The 17,459-nt window shown below is 46.9% G+C and carries 14 protein-coding genes, 1 pseudogene and 1 riboswitch; of the genes and pseudogenes, 4 read left to right on the top strand and 11 right to left on the bottom strand.

Annotated elements, in window-relative coordinates:
• The first annotated feature begins 15 nt into the window (after positions 1-15).
• Positions 16-2,463: a molybdopterin guanine dinucleotide-containing S/N-oxide reductase gene (locus KIT90_RS09915; protein WP_005435330.1), complete on the top strand. Its 2,448-nt coding sequence runs from the start codon at positions 16-18 to the stop codon at positions 2,461-2,463.
• Between the two features lie 77 nt (positions 2,464-2,540).
• Here KIT90_RS09915 and KIT90_RS09910 read toward each other — a convergent pair whose 3' ends face one another.
• The 10 genes and pseudogenes from KIT90_RS09910 to thiD form a co-directional block, all read right to left on the bottom strand.
• The gene (locus tag KIT90_RS09910; RefSeq protein ID WP_285376500.1) at positions 2,541-3,266 is read right to left on the bottom strand and encodes a phosphatase PAP2 family protein; all 726 of its coding nucleotides are present in this window, start codon (positions 3,264-3,266) and stop codon (positions 2,541-2,543) included.
• A 62-nt stretch (positions 3,267-3,328) separates the two neighbouring features.
• Positions 3,329-4,357, bottom strand: a complete 1,029-nt coding sequence (locus KIT90_RS09905; RefSeq protein WP_285376498.1) for an AraC family transcriptional regulator — start codon at positions 4,355-4,357, stop codon at positions 3,329-3,331.
• A 69-nt stretch (positions 4,358-4,426) separates the two neighbouring features.
• Positions 4,427-6,565, bottom strand: a complete 2,139-nt coding sequence (locus KIT90_RS09900) for a glycoside hydrolase family 3 N-terminal domain-containing protein (RefSeq protein WP_285376496.1) — start codon at positions 6,563-6,565, stop codon at positions 4,427-4,429.
• Positions 6,566-6,825: 260 nt separating this feature from the next.
• Positions 6,826-7,440 (bottom strand): thiamine phosphate synthase, encoded by a 615-nt coding sequence (gene thiE, locus KIT90_RS09895; protein WP_256893241.1) that lies wholly within the window; start codon positions 7,438-7,440, stop codon positions 6,826-6,828.
• A gap of 64 nt (positions 7,441-7,504) precedes the next feature.
• Positions 7,505-8,296, bottom strand: a complete 792-nt coding sequence (gene thiM / locus KIT90_RS09890) for a hydroxyethylthiazole kinase (RefSeq protein WP_074051845.1) — start codon at positions 8,294-8,296, stop codon at positions 7,505-7,507.
• Between the two features lie 12 nt (positions 8,297-8,308).
• Positions 8,309-8,977, bottom strand: coding sequence for a thiaminase II (gene tenA / locus KIT90_RS09885; protein WP_050923889.1), 669 nt, complete (start codon positions 8,975-8,977; stop codon positions 8,309-8,311).
• Positions 8,978-9,031: 54 nt separating this feature from the next.
• Positions 9,032-9,982 (bottom strand): ABC transporter substrate-binding protein, encoded by a 951-nt coding sequence (locus tag KIT90_RS09880; RefSeq protein ID WP_020195161.1) that lies wholly within the window; start codon positions 9,980-9,982, stop codon positions 9,032-9,034.
• A gap of 47 nt (positions 9,983-10,029) precedes the next feature.
• Positions 10,030-10,764: pseudogene (locus KIT90_RS09875) on the bottom strand (ABC transporter permease); the annotation flags it as partial.
• Between the two features lie 58 nt (positions 10,765-10,822).
• The gene (locus tag KIT90_RS09870; protein WP_285376494.1) at positions 10,823-11,578 is read right to left on the bottom strand and encodes an ABC transporter ATP-binding protein; all 756 of its coding nucleotides are present in this window, start codon (positions 11,576-11,578) and stop codon (positions 10,823-10,825) included.
• Complete coding sequence (thiD, locus tag KIT90_RS09865) at positions 11,568-12,440, bottom strand: bifunctional hydroxymethylpyrimidine kinase/phosphomethylpyrimidine kinase (RefSeq protein ID WP_285376493.1); 873 nt, start codon at positions 12,438-12,440, stop codon at positions 11,568-11,570. The genes KIT90_RS09870 and thiD overlap by 11 nt, the downstream gene beginning before the upstream one ends.
• A gap of 104 nt (positions 12,441-12,544) precedes the next feature.
• Positions 12,545-12,655: riboswitch (TPP riboswitch) on the bottom strand.
• Between the two features lie 356 nt (positions 12,656-13,011).
• Here thiD and KIT90_RS09860 point away from each other — a divergent pair.
• On the top strand, positions 13,012-14,397 hold the full coding sequence (locus KIT90_RS09860) for a TldD/PmbA family protein (RefSeq protein WP_045485735.1): 1,386 nt from the start codon (positions 13,012-13,014) through the stop codon (positions 14,395-14,397).
• Positions 14,397-15,740, top strand: coding sequence for a TldD/PmbA family protein (locus KIT90_RS09855; RefSeq protein ID WP_285376490.1), 1,344 nt, complete (start codon positions 14,397-14,399; stop codon positions 15,738-15,740). The genes KIT90_RS09860 and KIT90_RS09855 overlap by 1 nt, the downstream gene beginning before the upstream one ends.
• A 77-nt stretch (positions 15,741-15,817) precedes the next feature.
• On the opposite strand, the gene trmY is transcribed toward KIT90_RS09855, so the two are convergent.
• Entirely contained in the window at positions 15,818-16,417 is a 600-nt protein-coding gene (trmY, locus tag KIT90_RS09850) for a tRNA (pseudouridine(54)-N(1))-methyltransferase TrmY (RefSeq protein ID WP_005374282.1), read from the bottom strand.
• A 158-nt stretch (positions 16,418-16,575) separates the two neighbouring features.
• Here trmY and KIT90_RS09845 point away from each other — a divergent pair, with 158 nt between their 5' ends.
• Positions 16,576-17,100, top strand: a complete 525-nt coding sequence (locus KIT90_RS09845; protein WP_285376489.1) for a DUF3087 domain-containing protein — start codon at positions 16,576-16,578, stop codon at positions 17,098-17,100.
• Positions 17,101-17,459: the final 359 nt, after the last annotated feature.

Below are 17,459 nucleotides of genomic sequence, written 5' to 3'. Positions count from 1 at the left end.
TAGAAGGATAAGATTATGACTAATTTAACTCGTCGCGGATTTCTAAAAGGCACTGGTCTAACTGCTGGTGCTCTGGCTTTCACTTCATTGACGCCAATGAGCGCACTAGCGTCTGATAAGCGTGGTTCAGGTGTACTTACAGCGGGTCGCATGGGCCCAATGCTGTGTGAAGTAAAAGACGGCAAGCTGGTTTCAACCACAAACGCATTGCCACAAACGGTACCAAACAGCCTTCAAACTACGGGCCCTGACCAAGTTCATACGAAAGCTCGTGTTAAGTACCCAATGGTACGTAAAGGCTACTTGGCAAACCCATCAGCGCCAGAAGGCGTGCGTGGTAGTGATGAATTCGTTCGCGTGTCTTGGGATGAAGTTTACAAACTGATTCACGAGCAACACATGCGCATTCGTAAAGAGCACGGTGCTGAATCTGTCTTTGCTGGTTCTTACGGTTGGCGTTCAAGTGGTGTGTTGCACAAAGCACAAACGCTTCTACAACGTTACATGAGCATGGCGGGCGGTTACTCAGGTCACCTTGGTGACTACTCTACAGGTGCAGCACAGGTGATCATGCCGCACGTGGTAGGCTCTATTGAAGTTTACGAACAGCAAACGACTTACCCTGTGGTTCTTGAGCACAGTGACGTTGTGGTGCTTTGGGGTCTTAACCCAATCAACACACTGAAAATCGCTTGGAGCTCAACAGACTGTGCGGGCCTTGAGTTCTTCCATCAGCTGAAGAAGTCAGGTAAGACGGTTATCGCTATCGACCCAATGCGTTCAGAAACCATCGAGTTCTTTGGTGACAACGCACAGTGGATTGCTCCGCACCCTATGACGGACGTGGCGATGATGATGGGTATCGCGCATACGCTTGTGAAACAAGGTAAGCACGATAAAGAATTCCTAGCGAAATACACCACAGGTTACGACGTATTCGAAGCTTACCTAATGGGTAAAGAAGACGGCGTTGAGAAATCAGCAGAGTGGGCATCTAAGATTTGTGGCGTGCCAGTTAAGCAACTTGAGCTGCTTGCAGACATCTTCAGCAAAAACCGCACAATGCTAATGGCGGGCTGGGGTATGCAGCGTCAGCAATACGGTGAGCAACGTCACTGGATGCTGGTAACGCTAGCAACTATGCTGGGCCAAGTTGGTCTACCGGGTGGTGGTTTTGGTTTCTCTTACCACTACTCAAACGGCGGCAACCCTTCACGTGATGCGGGTGTACTTCCTGCGATTTCTGCGTCTCTAGGCGGCGGTTCTTCTGCAGGTAACGACTGGGCAGTTTCTGGTTCTGTTAACGCGTTCCCAGTGGCACGTATTGTTGAAGCACTAGAAAACCCAGGTATGAGCTACCACCACAATGGTCATGAGTTAACGTTCCCTGAGATCAAGATGATTTGGTGGGCAGGCGGTGCGAACTTTACTCACCACCAAGACACTAACCGTCTGATCAAAGCGTGGCAAAAGCCAGAGCTTATCGTTATCTCTGAACCATACTGGACAGCGGCAGCGAAGCACGCGGATATTGTTCTACCTATCACTACATCGTTCGAGCGTAACGATATGACCATGACAGGTGACTACAGTAACCAACACCTAGTGCCGATGAAGCAAGTGGTTGAGCCTCAAGGTGAAGCTCGTAACGACTTTGATGTATTCGCGGACATGGCAGAACTACTTGCTCCGGGCGGACGTGATGTTTACACCGAAGGCAAGACTGAAATGGAATGGCTATACGGCTTCTATAAAGCGGCGCAGCAAGGCGGCCGTGGTCAACGTATCGCAATGCCAAACTTCAGCAAGTTCTGGGAAGATAACCAGTTGATCGAAATGAAGTGGAACGAGAAGAACGCGCAGTTCGTTCGTTACGCAGAATTCCGTGAAAACCCAATCATGAGCCCACTAGGTACGCCAAGTGGTAAATTCGAGATCTTCTCTAAGACGATTGAAGGCTACCAGCTTGAAGACTGTCCTCCACACCCAACATGGATGGAGCCAACAGAGTACACGGGTAATGCAACGGATGGTGAACTCCAGCTAATGACAGCGCACGCGGCGCATCGTTTACACAGCCAGTTCAACTACGCGAAGATTCGTGAAGAGTACGCGATTGCTGACCGTGAGCCGATTTCTATCCACCCAGAGGACGCGAAAGCGCGTGGTATTAAGACCGGCGATCTTGTTCGCGCCTTCAACGGCCGCGGTCAAGTTCTGGTTGGTGCATTGGTGACTGATGGCATCAAGCAAGGCTCAGTATGTATCCACGAAGGTGGTTGGCCAGATCTAGACCCGAAAACAGGCATCTGCAAAAACGGTGGTTGTAACGTTCTAACGCTCGATATTCCAACCTCTCGCCTTGCGAACGGTTGTGCGGCGAACTCTGCATTGGTTCGTATCGAGAAGTACGAAGGTCCAGTGCTAGAGCTAACGGCATTCACACCGCCTAAGAACGGTTAAGCTCAGTCAGAACCTAAGATACAAAACTAAAGAAGCCAGCAACTTGCTGGCTTCTCTTTTATCTATTTTTCAGCTCTTTACTTGGTCGTTAAGGCAACGAAAGGCGCTTTTTTAGTAATTTGAAATGCAGGCAGCAAAGTAAACACGATGGCGACAAATACCACTGAACCAATCAGATCCTCAATTCTGTGCATGCCGAGCCACAAACGGCTGTACGCCACGCCCATTGCCCACACCCATAAGGTAGCAGCAGAGAAATAGCATTTGTTCTGCAAAAATAACCCACCAAAGAAGGCTAAACAGATAGAAACGAAAATTGTATGACCAGATGGGAAGGAATAGTCTTTTTCACCTTGCCAGTGACGAGTGCGCCATTCACTGACTTTTTCGGAGATCTCTCCGATCACACTCGCTTGTTGTTCAGTCTCCAACTGATAAAACGCTTCTGGGTGTTCAATTAATTGCTCTGCGGCAAGCAGTTCTGTGTAGGGACGCGGGCTTTCTGTCATAAGCTTCAAGCCTGTTTTGCTGGCAAAACCAATCACCAGTAACAATCCCAGCATGGACAGTTTTTGCATCCAGTCAGATAGGCTCGGCTTGAAGCGGTAAAGCGATAACACCAACAGCGTGAGGGTGATCAAAAAGCCTTTACTGCCCGCAGAATCGGTTAGCAGAGTAAAGAGAATGCCAGTGCCGTCAGAAACATGAGAAGTAAGATCGTGATACGAGGCAAACAGCGAAAGTGGGATGATGCCAAGAATGAACAAGGCGAGCATCATCAAACCGTATTTTTTAGTTTTCATGAAAAGTCATACAGCAGTCGAAAATAGGCGGCTATCTTACGACAATCGATGTGAAAAACTTATCAACGCTCTGTCAATTCGGTCTTGTTTATTTTGCTCCGAATCTCCATTGGAGAAAGCCCAAAAGTGCGAACAGTAAAACGATTGAGTGAGGACTGAGATTGAAAGCCTAAACGTTCTGACAATGCGACAAGAGGAATCGATGTGTATGACAACACTTCGTAGCATTTCTTTTGTTTAAATTGATTGAGCAATTGATCAAAGGTTTGCCCCTCTTGTTTAAGCTTTCGGGCTAGCGTCCAGCGAGAGTATCCCATTTGATTTAGGATTTTGCTTGAAGCATGCATGAGCGAATCATGATGGTATAAGCGTTCTAAAGTCAGCATCACTAACTCAGTGGTATTTAGATCATTTAAGGACTCTAACTGGGCCAGTGAAGTTAACAAGCGCTGATTAAGGTGCTGGTCTAGAAGAGGATTATTCGTTTCAAGCCGATGCTGTGCATAAGGGGCTTTTAGAATAAGTTGGTTTTGCTCTCCAGCTTCAATAATGACACCGCTCGTTTGCTCAAAATCTTTGATATTCGGAATAAATTTATTGGACTGAATTCGCATTGAATCAGGCGGAAGAGATAAGGTAGTGAGTGCTTTAGCAACAAAACACAAGTTAAGTATAGGGCCATAAATATCGACAACCCCTTCATCTTGTACGTAATGGACAACAACATCACCTTGCGGTGCTATCCGATAATACAAGCGGTCACGTGAGCCCATAATCGGCTTGAACTGAACGTGACGGTGAATGGCTTCTGTCGCATTTGGTGCATTTAGTACGTAGGCAAATTCTGGATAAGTTTCCAATAATTCGGACGTGGAAATATCGTGCGCAGGTAAAGGGATCTCGTATTTTGCAACGATATAACAAAGCTCTTGAAAGTGCTTTTCTGAGACGTGTGCGACCTTATCTAAGCGATGGTTTAACTTAGATAGCTCTTCGCTTAACCCCTTTATGTTACGGTGTTGTGCGAGGTAGGTGTAAAGCCGTGTATAAACGTGCTGGTGGATATATTTCATCGAAGTTTTATTCAGCATGGTTTGGTAGCCAATCGGAGTCCAAACCATGCTGATTTATTGAATTGCTAACTAGCGTAGCTAGGTTTGTTAATAGCTGAGACCATATCCAAATGGGTATAGCGTGATTGACGGATCTTCCTCATAAGAAGGAACATCTTCTTTACCTTTGGCAACCACCTCATCGGTCGACTTCGGAAGGCCGAAAGGTAACTTACCCTCTGGTTTCACTTTACCGGTGATGACATCAAAAAAGACAGAGTCCGATGTACCGAAGTTCGCCAAGATGATTGGCAGCTGATCGTTGATATTACCTAGGGCTGCTGGACGAATCATGAATACATCAAAAATTACTCGCTTACCTGAGTTGATGGCCTGATTAATGACACTATAGACATTGCCACTATTGTAAATACAAGCTCCTAGGTTATCGGTCAAACCCTCATAACAAAGTTGTGCAGATTCTCCCGGTTCACGGTCAGGTTGCGTTTCGTAAGGACGCAATTGGAAGTCTTCCTGTGCCACAAAACCAAGCTCGCCAGACGGCATTGCGACCCCAAATGGGAACCATGCCGTGGCGAGAGTGGCGGGGGTTTGCGTACGAATGATTATGGTGTCAGCATCTGCCATATTTTCTGCGACGTTTAAGCCATATTGTTGTGCGTTGTCGACAATGCTTGGTTGCTCTGTACCGCCATAGTTGGCGTAGACATACACTTTACCTAACTCCTCTACTGATAAAGGCAATGCGTTGTTGTCGTTTTTCAACAAGGTAACGGAGCGTCCTTGAGATTCAATACCCAGCTCTTGGAACTCTGTTTTACCGACCACATCATTGACCTTGGCGACATCAACAAACGGGTCTTCAAACAAACCTTGTTTGAACTTATTCGTCAGGATTCGATTTACCGATAAGTCGATGCGCTCTTGGGTAAGACGCCCGCTCTCAATATTCGCAAGCAATAAAGCAGGGTCATCGATACCCCCAAATTGGTCAATACCCGCATCGACAGAAGCAGCGAAACGCTCTGTTGAATCTTCGTCTTCTTTACCCCAAGGCATACCTAAGTAAGTGAACGGATTCTTCTCTGCATCTTCATGTGTGATGATCCCAGTTCGACATGTATCGACACAATCGTTAGCGACTAACCAATCTGATAGCAACACGCCATCGAAGTTTTCTTCGCCTCGAAGAATATCTGTCATGATGTATTTGCTGTAACCAAAGCCAACATTACCTTCACTTTCCGGTAGTTGCTCATAAGGAATTCCGTAATAAGGCATCACGCCCGCAACGCCAGCTTCAAAAGCGCCTTTAAATGGAATGCGGTGATAGTCAAAGTTGTTGCCCGGATAAACTTGATAGCGCCCAGCGAAGTAGTGTGCATCCGCGCCATTTTCTTGCGGACCACCACCAGCAAAATGTTTTACAACCGCCCAGACTCCATCTTTCGTCAGCTCGGTATTGTTGTGTTGTAAACCTTGGACATAGGCTTTGGTCATTTCTCGTGATAACTCAGCGTTTTCACCGAATGTACTGTTCACTCGCCCCCACCTTGGTTCGGTAGCGAGGTCAGCAGTTGGGTGGAGTGCTTGGTTGATGCCGACGGCTAGGTACTCTTGACGAATGACATCGGCGAAGGTTTTAGTGAACTCAGCATCGCCGATCGCGGCTAGGCCGAGTGTTTCCGACCATTGTGAAAAATCGCCGGAAGAGACTGAAGTTCCTAATGCGGCATTAAAGTGGTTGCGTGGGTCGGTTGAAATAGAAACAGGAATCCCTAAGCGAGTGTGTTCCGCCAATTCTTGAGCATGATTATTATCTTCTGCCATCAGAGTGGCGTCGCCTTCTTGGCGAGTTATAAAGGTATTGAGGAAACGTTCTTGAATTAGTGTGGTGTTGGTTATGCCATCGCCTTTAAAAACGAGTCTTGAGCTATCGCTGCTGAGCACGAATGTACCGTGCATCATCAAGCCTGCCTTTTCGGCGTTGTTCATTTGTTGAGTAAGATTCTCTGCGCGTTGTTTTGGGCTCAGTCGCCAATCCTCATAAGCGTCTAATTCGCCATTCTTATTATGATCCTTAAAGGTTAGCCCATTGACCGTGAGAAGATTGAGCGTTTTGGTTTCCAATGTTGGTATGGTGAGTTGTTCTGAATCTGATCCACAACCGCTAATGAGTAGGGTAGGCAGCGCAAAGACTAAGAGGTTTTTTCCAGAGGTTTTCATCGTTATTGCCTTTTATTTTGTTGTTTGGCGCAGTATGACTCTGGAGGTGAAGGAAAGTATTTTCTTTAGGGAGCAAGGTTTTGGCGTTCAGGTGCAGAATAGGGAAAGTGTGAGATTCTGTCAGAATGATTAGTGTGATGAATATCTCGGTGCAAGAGAAGAGTCTACTTCTTCTTTGGTTTTCAATCGGTCTTTTAGAGTAGCGAAATACAGAGATGAACGCGCTCATCCATAAGCGCTTTGCTCTGGAGTGAGCAAGGTTAGCTCATCAAACCCAATAGGTACTCCGATGCGGCTTTTGGATCTTCAGCGTGGCAAATTGCCGAAACCAAAGCCAAGCCATGAACACCAGTGGCGCTAAGCTGCGGAATGTTACTTTCGTTAATGCCGCCAATGGCAACAATCGGCAGTGAAGTGGTCTCTAACGCCATCTTCAAGCCATCAATACCCCAGAACTTCTTGGTGTTGGTTTTGGTTGGCGTCGCGAAGATAGCGCTCAAACCGATGTAATCAATCGGCAGAGAGTCGGCTTCTGCAAGCTGCTCTTCATTTTCGATAGATAAACCGAGAATTTTGTTTGGTCCAATCAATTCACGAGCAATGATTGCTGGCATGTCTGATTGCCCAAGGTGGACCCCATCAGCATCGACAGCCAGTGCGACATCTACGCGGTCATTGATGATCAAAGGCACATCGGTATCTTTAAGGATGTCTTTCACGGCTTGAGCTCGTTCGATAAACGCACGTACATCACCGTGTTTTTCGCGGACTTGTACCATAGTCACGCCACCTTCCACCGCTTTTCTCACAACACGCTTTAGTGTGGCTAAATCTTGTTGGTCATCGGTGACCAAATATAAACGATAGGCGTTCATTGGGTTTCCTTTAAGCCTCTCATTGAAAGAGGATTGAGAGGCTAGTGTTAAAAGAGATAAAAGCTTATTGCACGTGCAGTTTGAGGCGCTTCGCCAATGTTTCTTCATCCAACTGGTAAAGCTCATCCAACAGGTTCATTTGCAGGCTACCTGGACCACGAGCTTGTTCCGCTGCAATCTCGCCAACAACACCTAATACCGCTGCTGCTGCGAGACCAGTGTCATCACCAACGGCAGCAAAAGCGCCCGTTAGTGCCGTGAGCGTACAGCCCATTCCTGTTACGTATGGCATCATCTCGTGACCATTGTTTAGTTGCACGGTTTGCCCTTTCGTGACGATGTAATCGGTCTCGCCAGAAATCACCACGCTTGCATCATACTCTGTGACTAAGAAGTTGGCTGCACCAAGTGCCGCGTCGCTGCTGTCTAACGCATCGACGCCTTTGCTTTGTGCTTGCTCACCAGCGAGAGCGATGATTTCTGAGGCGTTACCACGAATGATCAACTTGTCTGCAAGGCGTGCGATTTCACGTGATGTCTCTGTACGTAGTGAGCTTGCTCCGCAACCGACTGGGTCGAGTATAACGATTTTACCATTGGCATTGGCTTGCTCTACGGCATAGCTCATACGAGGTGTCCAAACGCTGTCTAGGGTTCCAATGTTGATAACCAATGCGCCAGCGAACGACATCATCTCTGCCATTTCCTGCTTGGAGTGCGCCATGATTGGAGAAGCGCCGATGGCCAATAGGGCGTTTGCCGTGTTGTTCATCACCACGTAGTTAGTGATGTTGACGACTAATGGCTTTTGCTGGCGCACTGCGGTTAATGCTTGGGTGATTTGTTCAATTAACATGAGACTCTCCGATTAATCTTGCTGAGCGTTCAGACCTTGTTGCCAGAATGCCACTTCCATACGTGTTGCGGTTTTGAATACCTGAATCAGGTTTTGACCACGCTGGCTATTGATGTCGATTTCCGCCAATAACTGGTTAAAGTGTTCTGCACCTTTTGCGACACCAGATTGGAACTCTTCACCACCGTAGAGATTGATCCAACTTGCGTATGGATTGCCTTCGATTACTGTCTTTTCATCTTCAATCAGCATCTTACCGATAACGGCATAACCGATAGAGCATGGCGCTAGTGCCGCGTATAGATCAACAAGATCGCCCGTCATGCCAGCATCCAATACGTAGCGGGTGTAAGCCACAGTGCCGAAATCTTCTGGCTCGTTTTCTAGATCGGATTCCGTCAGTCCCCATTGCTCACAGTAAGTCACGTGGTGGGCGATTTCAGAATCGAGCAATGCATGTACGCTTGGGAGAGCACGGCGCATGTCATCCAAAGTACGCGCTTTGTAGATCGCTAATGCGTAAGCTCGTGCGTACTGCTTTAGGAACAGAAAATCCTGCTTTAGATAGTGCAGAAAACAAGGTTGAGCCAGAGTGCCTTGCGCCAATTGCAGCACGAAAGCATGCTCAGTGTATTCTTGCCAATCTTGGTGGCAAGCGTCGATCAAGTCTTGGTATTTCATTATGGATATCTCGTTATCAAAAGACCTTAGGCTTTGAGCCTAAGGTCAGTAGAATTAGTCAAAGCTCGGTACGTAATCTTTCGCTTTTGGCAGTGTCTCGATGATTTTTTGTGAATACATGAATTCGGCATAATCATCGTAGCGTTTCAGATCTACTGCAGATGGACGAAGAGCGAAACGAGTTAGCGTGTCATTCCAAGCGCGTTGGTTAAGCTCGTTGTTGAGGGTGTCTGGTGAATAAGCCACAAACTCTTTCCAAGATTCTTTTGGATGGTTAACGATGTAAGTGGTCGCTTGCTCAAGTGCTTTGTTGAATGCCTTGATGGCTTCTTTGTCGTAGGTTTTCGCATTGGCTACGAAGACTAACTCGTCATACGCTGGCACGCCGTGTTCTTCAGGGAAGAAGGCTTTAGCTTTATAACCTTCTAGTGCAAGTTGGTTGGTTTCGAAGTTACGTAGACCGCCCCAAATCGCATCCACTTTGCCAGACGCAAGAGACGAAGACAGTGCCCAACCTACGTTGATGATTTGTACGTCAGAAAACTTCACGTTCTCTTGAGCTAACATAGTGCCGATTGTTGCTTCTTCGTTGCCTGCGATCGCAATACCGATCTTCTTGCCTTTCAAGTCGCCAAGGTTTTCATTCTTACCGTTATCCAACACCATCAGAGTGTTGAGTGGCGTAGCAATCAAAGTCGCAGAGCGGATTAGTGGCAAACCAGCTGCGACATCGATAGTTAGGCTCGGTTGGTATGAAATCGCCATGTCGACCTTGCCAGCAGCGACCAACTTAGGTGGTGTACTTGGATCTGCAGGCTCTTGAATGTTGACCTTCAAACCTTGTTCTTTGAAGTAACCGCGCTCTTTGGCAATCACGATAGGACCATGGTTTGGATTGACGAACCAATCCAACATCAGTGTCATCTCTTTTTCAGCGGCAAGGACGTTGGTTGATACCACTGAAGCGAGTAGAGCAGCAGCGCTCATAAGTTTGTTTTTATTCACGGGGTTCTTCCTTTTCTTTCCCAATTTCCTTTGGTTATTTTCGGCAATTACTTGCTTTCCCAAGGGATGGCTTTTTTCAATAATTTATCGGTGATGAAGTAGAGTGAGATAGACAGCACAGCGAGGATAAACAGCGCTGCAAACATCTCATCAATGATCATGCGAGCGTTGGCTTGGAGCATCAGATAACCCAAGCCTTCACTTGAACCTACCCACTCACCGACCACTGCTCCAATTGGCGCAATAACGACGGCAACACGAATACCTGAGGCTAAAGTTGGTAGTGCGGCTGGCAATTGAATATGACGAAGTAGCTGCCATTTAGACGCACCCATAGTCTTGGCAAGATCTAGGTAACCTGTTGGTGTATTGCGCAAACCGTCGTAGCAACATGTCGTGACGGGGAAAAAGATGATGATCGCCGCCATGACTACTTTCGATGCAATGCCGTAACCCAGCCAAAGCATGAGTACTGGCGCGATGGCGAATACAGGGATCGCTTGGCTAGCAATCAGAATGGGCAGTAACCAGCGCTTGAGCGGCTCGAACATCAGCATTTGCAATGCGAATAGCAAACCCATCGATAATCCAAGCGCCAAGCCAAGTAAAATCTCTTGCGCGGTAACCCAAGTATGTTTGAGCAGGACATCGTAACGAGTGACCAATCTATCCAGCACTTCAATTGGTGAAGGTAAGATGAAGCTTGGCATATCGAATATCACCACGACCAACTGCCACAATCCCAAGATCACCGCAGTGCTGATGACCAAACGCAGAGCTGGATGGGTCACGCTTTCTTTTTTACCAATACGTGCCGAAACGGAGTTGTACTGAGTCATATCACTCATAGTCTTTCTCCAATTGGTCCAAAATCGCTTGTTGTAGCGCCGCGCATTCTCCATCGAGAACTCGTGGAGGCGTAGAACCCGGAACAACCAAGTGCTGAGCTTGCGCAGGCGTACCTTGCAGTACATAGAGTTGGTGAGCTAATCGCACCGCTTCTTGTGGGTCGTGGGTAATCAGAACAACCGTCTTATCTTTCAGTAATTCGGCAGACAAGGTTTGCAACTTATGACGAGTAACCGCGTCCAGTGCAGAGAAAGGCTCATCCATCAGAACTAGAGGCTTGTCTTGCATCAGAGTGCGAGCAAGGGCAACACGTTGTCTCATGCCGCCAGAGAGCTGAGCTGGCTTAGTATCCGCGTAATCGGCGAGTCCCACTTGGTTGAGTAAAATCAGTGCACGTTGTTTATTTTGCTCTGGTGATTGGTCTTGAGAAAATCGAGAACTGAGGCAGACGTTGTCTAACACATTTAACCACGGCAACAACAAGTCTTGTTGTGCCATGTAGGCGATACGTTCTTGTAGGGCGATGCCATCCGTCGTAGTTAATTCACCATGCCATTCGACTTTGTCGTCTAACAACCCGGCTAGATAACGAAGGATCGTCGTTTTTCCGCAACCACTGCGACCAAGTAACACAGTCCATCGATTGGCAGGGATGGTCATACTCAACCCTGCTAATGTTGGTGTTTGGCTGTCTTTGTATTGCAGACTTGCCTCGTTAAGCTGAATGCCGAGTGCATTAGCGCACATGCGTGTGACCTGCAAAAAAGTGGTTCACAGGGCCGTGACCTTTACCGACATCTAATTCGTCAGCGTGCGCGATAGCTTGGCTAATGTACTGCTTACCAAGGTGCGCCGCTTTGTGCAGGTTGTTGCCTTGGCCAAGGTAGGACGCTATAGCAGAAGACAGCGTGCAGCCTGTGCCATGGGTGTTTTTGGTTGGAAAGCGTTTAGCGCTGATTAACTCGGCGCTGTCTTGCATGATCAGCAGATCGTTGCTGTTTTCGTCTTTTTCTAAGTGGCCGCCTTTTAACAGCACCGCTTTTGCACCTAGCGCGCGTAAATCAGCAATCATATCGTTCATTTCAGATTCTGATTGAGGTACTGGCTTACCCGTCAATGCTGCGCCTTCGGGTAGGTTAGGGGTAATGATGTCTGCAAGCGGAATCAATTCTTCTTTTAAAGTGCTGATTGCTGACTGTTCCAGTAATAGATCGCCGCTGGTGGCCACCATTACAGGGTCAATCACGAGGTGTTTTGGTTGGTATTGTTTAATTTTGTTGGCAACGACTTTGATGATGTTGGAATCGGCCAGCATGCCTACTTTTACTGCAACGATGTTGAGGTCGGTAAATACCGCATCGAGTTGGCTCTCTACATGGTCGAGAGGAATGGGAAAAATCGCAGAAACGCCTTGGGTATTTTGCGAAGTAATCGCCGTGATTACCGAGCAAGCAAAACTGCCGGTTGCGGACATCGCTTTGATGTCGGCTTGAATGCCCGCGCCGCCGCCACTATCAGAACCTGCAATCGTCAACACAATCGGTGTGTCTGTTGAAGTTGCTGCTTGTGGCTGTGTTGATGGTTTTTCTTGGCTTGACTGCTGCGCCATGGTCGCTCCTATTACAGACGTAAAGGAACTTACTTGGCCATTGAAGATCGGTGTATGGATCCGTTGAGGCTAGCTGCGTCGGTACAGACTTGAAGCAGGCTAGTGGCAAAGTGATGATAGTTCCCTACGTCAGTGCTAACTGAATCAGGTTCAACGGGTCTCGAATTTCGATCTCAGCCGACGCATTCACTGCATGGGCCCCCCGACTATTTCGTCAAGATAATAGCAGTTCACTCAGTTACGGTGCACGTGTTTTTTCCGGCCAAGAGGGGGCAATCGATTAAATATGAGACTTGAGAGCAGTAACGAGAGAACAGAAATTAGTGTAAATAACGTGCTGCATTGAAACTGGCAGTTCAAGACACTATCTAATAGTGAGATGTCGACATAATACGTAACGAATCGTTCTTTGATTTAGCAAGGATTAGCATAAAACAAGGTTAAAAAAGTGTTAATATTTAACGCGTTGCCAATATACTTTTGAGTCATCCAATTTAGGTTGTGACTGTTATAAACAGAGTCTAACTCAAAGGTGGGGAAGGCTAGGACGATCAACGAGCAAGGAGATTTCATGCTTAATTCTGTAACAGCGAAAGCGGTGATCGATCATGCCCTCTTTTTAGGGGCTGATTTCGCTGAGCTATTCGTTGAACACCATCAAACCAACACTGTCCAGATCGCATCTGGTGAGGTGGATAAGGTGAACTCGGGTATCGATTTTGGTATCGGTATTCGTCTCTTCTTCGGTCATAAAGTGCTTTACGGTTACACCAACAGTACAGATGAAACCGAACTTAAACGCGTCACCTCACTGCTTGCTGCAAAAGACAAGCGTGAGCAAATCGCGTCAGCAGGTTCTCTCAATCTGAACCGCTACCCAATTCAACATGGTTGTCGTATGCCACTTGGCAAAGACGCTAACCTAGATTCTAAAATTGCTTTCCTGTTGCAAGTTGACCAAGCCGCACGTGCAGAGAGTGAACATATCAGCCAGTTCATCGGCAGCGTGCTTCAGCGCGAACAACAAGTGTCTATCTTCAATTCAGAAGGTCTGCACGTTGACGATACTCGTCACTACATCCGAGTTGCTGGTAATACTGTCGCTCAAAAAGGTAATGAGCAGTCTTCTGGTATGGAAGGACCTGGCGCTCTTGCTGGCTGGGAGTTCAGTGAACAGCTTGATGCCAAAGAGCTAGGTCAAACTATCGCGCAGCAAGCGTTGGTCAAACTTGGCGCCGATGCTTGTCCATCGGGTGAAATGCCAGTAGTGATTGGTAACGGCTTTGGCGGAGTAATTTTCCATGAAGCTTGTGGCCACTTGCTAGAAACCACTTCAGTTGCGAAGAAAGCCTCAGTATTCCACGACAAGATGGGCGAAATGGTTGCTCACACCGCGGTGAATGCAGTCGATGATGGCACCATGACCAACGAATGGGGCTCGATTCATGTTGATGACGAAGGCATGAAGACTCAGCGCACTCAATTGATTAAAGACGGTAAGCTAACCAGCTTTATGGTCGATAAAATGGGTGGCATGAAGACAGGTTACGAACCTACGGGTTCTGGTCGCCGTCAAAACTACAAGTTCGCACCAACCTCGCGTATGCGTAACACCTTTATCGAAGAGGGCGAGCATTCACTTGATGACATGCTGGCAGGCATCGAGCGTGGTATCTATGCGAAGAAGATGGGCGGCGGCTCGGTTCAACCGGGTACGGGGGAGTTCAACTTTGCTGTTCGTGAAGCTTATCTCATTGAAAATGGCAAAATCACTAAACCTCTGAAAACAGCAACGCTGATCAGCACGGGTCCAAAAGTGTTGAAGGAAATCAGCATGGTCGGCAAAGACATGGCGCTTGCGCCGGGCATGTGTGGTTCCGTGAGTGGTTCAGTGCCAACAACAGTCGGTCAGCCAACGCTGAAAGTCGATAACATTCTGGTAGGAGGCGGTAACTAATGAGCCAAGAACAACAACTTCTTAATGCGGTTGATTACGTCCTATCAGAAGCAAAACGCCAAGGTGCAGAAGCGGACGTCATTGTAAACCGCAACAGCAGCTTTTCTCTGAAAGCGAACCAAGGAAAGCTGGATGAGTACAAAGTAAGCTCAAGCCAAGTTCTGGGTGTTCGTGTTGTGAAAGATGCGCGCGTTGCAACGAGCTACTCTGAGTCTTTAGAGCAACCAAGCTTAGATTTGATGCTGACCAACGCACTGCAAAGCGCTCGCTTTTCCAAGCAAGATGAACATCAGACTATTAGCTGCGTGAACAGCCACATCGCGACTGATGTTGCTGAGATTGCGCAAGAAGATACAACTTCTGTTGACGAAAAAATCGAACTGTCTCTCGCACTTGAGCAAGGTGTAGTAGCTCTGCCTCACGCCTCTAGCGCACCTTACAATGGTTACAGCGATGGCGAAACACAACTGATCATTGCCAATACTCAAGGCACATTGTGTCAACACTTCGAGCGCTCGTTCACTTGTTACGCGTATACCTTGTTTGAAAAAGACGGCAAACAGTCAATGGCGGGTAGAATGTCACTGGGTCGCCGTTTTGATGAGTTGAATCCAGCTTACTGTATCGAGGGTGGCTACAACCTTGCTCGCGATCTTCTTGAAGGCGCACCGGTTGCGACGGGTAACTACCCTGCTATTTTCCACATCAATGCGCTAGCAAGTTTATTCGGTGCTTTCGGCAGTGCTTTCTCTGGCGTAAGCGCGATGAAAGGCATTACGCCACTGGGTGACAAGCTTGGTCAACGTGTTGCGAGTGATTTGATTACCTTTACTGATACGGCTTACATGCCAAATGGTATGGCAATCGCGAGTTTTGATAGTGAAGGCTTCGCTACTCAAAACAATGTGATGATTGCTAATGGTGATTTGAAAACCTTGCTACACAACAGCCAGACCGCAAGTTACTTGGGCGCAGTCTCGACAGCAAGTGCCGCTCGCGGTGCAAAATCGAGCCTAGACGTATCAGCGAATCACAAAGTGATTGCGACAGGTAACAGCAGTGCGTCAGAAGTAAAAGCGGGTGAGTACCTAGAGTTAGTCGAACTTCAAGGTGTCCATTCTGGTGCGGATGCAGTGAGTGGTGATTTCTCATTTGGTGCGAGTGGCTTCTTGTGCCGTGATGGTGAGCGCGTTCAACCAGTGCGTGGTATCACTGTAGCGGGTAACTTCTACAAGATGCTGCAAGAAGTTGAGGCAGTGGGTGATACTCAGCTAATTAACGATAGCCGAACTTTCTTCTCGCCAGACGTTCGTTTTGCTCGTTTGAGCATTGGTGGTAAGTAAACTTAGCATTCCTATAGAAACAAAAAGAGGACTCAATGGAGTCCTCTTTCTTTTATCGAATGATTAACTCGCGAGAATTAAAATTCGCGAATGTCCAACTCATTGTGGATCAATACCACACACTGAGAAGCGAAAAGCATCTTAGGACCTAAGCTGATTTTCTCTGTGCCAAGGCGCTTCAAGCTGTTAAAAGACTTCTTCGGCATCGGAATATGGTCAGTTAGCAAGAAACATGGGTTTCCACCGATTTCTGCATCACGAACAAATTCGCCTTTTTTATCCAACATATATAGTTGGTGATCTTCTGCCAGTTCTTGCACTAGGCGTTCAAAGCTGACAGTACGAACGGTGATACCAGGTTCGACTTCACGAAGTTGCTCTTTGCCCATACCAACCGAAGCATCCAAAGCGCGAGCCACTGCTGCAATCAAGGTTGACTCATGGAAGCCACCAATGTTGGTGATGTCGTTGGAGCGAATAGTAATGGTGCGTGAGAAGTCTTTTGTGCTTTCTAAAACCAAGTGAACAACCACATCTTCACGGTGTGATTGAGCAACGAACATAGTGTTCATCATGGTATGAGCAAGAATCTCTGTATGCGCTTCATTACCAACACCTTCTAACAATGCTTTGCTGGTGGTTGGCGCCGCGCGAGCTCGTAAAACAAAAGAGCGCATGAATTTAGCCTCTATATAGGAAGAGTGAATGCGCGGAAGTATATACCCAAGCAGGGAAGGGATGCGAGTTTAATAGCAAATGTGAACTTACTTACAAAGCTTCGATTGTCGTGCGGAGTGTGCTGGTTAGAATAGAGGCAACCTGTTAGGAGCGGTATATGGAAATCAAAAAAATAAACAAACAAGTCTATAGAAAGAAGGTCAACCTAGTAATTGGTGGCTTTGTTGCTTTGCTTGCTATCTCTTCTCTTGCTTTTAGTACGCTATTAATTGTTTTGTTCGGTAATACAGATGTAGTACCTGAACAGTCGACGGGGAACTTTCATTGGAACTTAATTGGTGTTGTGCTTGCCTTAGCTACTTCACTGTCTTTGCTGAACCAATTCAAAACACGCCCTTATATGGAAGAAGTGTTGTATGTCTGGAAACTCAAGCAGTTGCACAACAAGATCTTTCGCAAACTGAAAAGCATTAAAGCCGCTTCTGCTGACCACGATGTAAAAGCGCTGACGATACTTAAGTTCTACTATACGACTCAAAGTCAGGTGTTTGAGTTAGACAACAACACATTAACGATGAGCAGTGTAAATAAAGAATTAGAGGCAATTGAGCAAATCGAAGCGGCGAAGTCACTGGATCTTGATATCACAAGCTTTGAAGAGTCTTGGGTTGACACATATTGATTGCCTATTTGCTACGTTAAGTTAACAACTAAGTGTTAAAAATAAGCGTTTGAGTGAGATTTCATCACTCGACGCTTTTTTTTAAAGTTTTTTCTAAAAAAGGGTTGCCAAGAAAAATCATCTCCCTATAATGCGCCTCCGTTGTCAGGGCAAAGCGGAAACGCAAAAGCAGTTGGCAATGAGGCGAAAGAAAAGCTTCTAAAAATTAATTTGAAAAAGTGTTTGACACTAAGAATTAATTCCTTAGAATACGCCTCCGCTTCGATAGCAAAGCTTACGAAGCAAGCTCTTTAACAATATAGACCTATCAATCTGTGTGGGCACTCGTTGATGATAATTCAATTAGAAGCTTCGGCTTC

Origin of the sequence: Vibrio sp. B172a (assembly GCF_030248355.1) — a bacterium.
GTDB lineage: Bacteria > Pseudomonadota > Gammaproteobacteria > Enterobacterales > Vibrionaceae > Vibrio > Vibrio owensii.
Note: the sequence above shows the minus strand (reverse complement) of the source record. Positions and strands in the feature narration are given on the sequence as shown.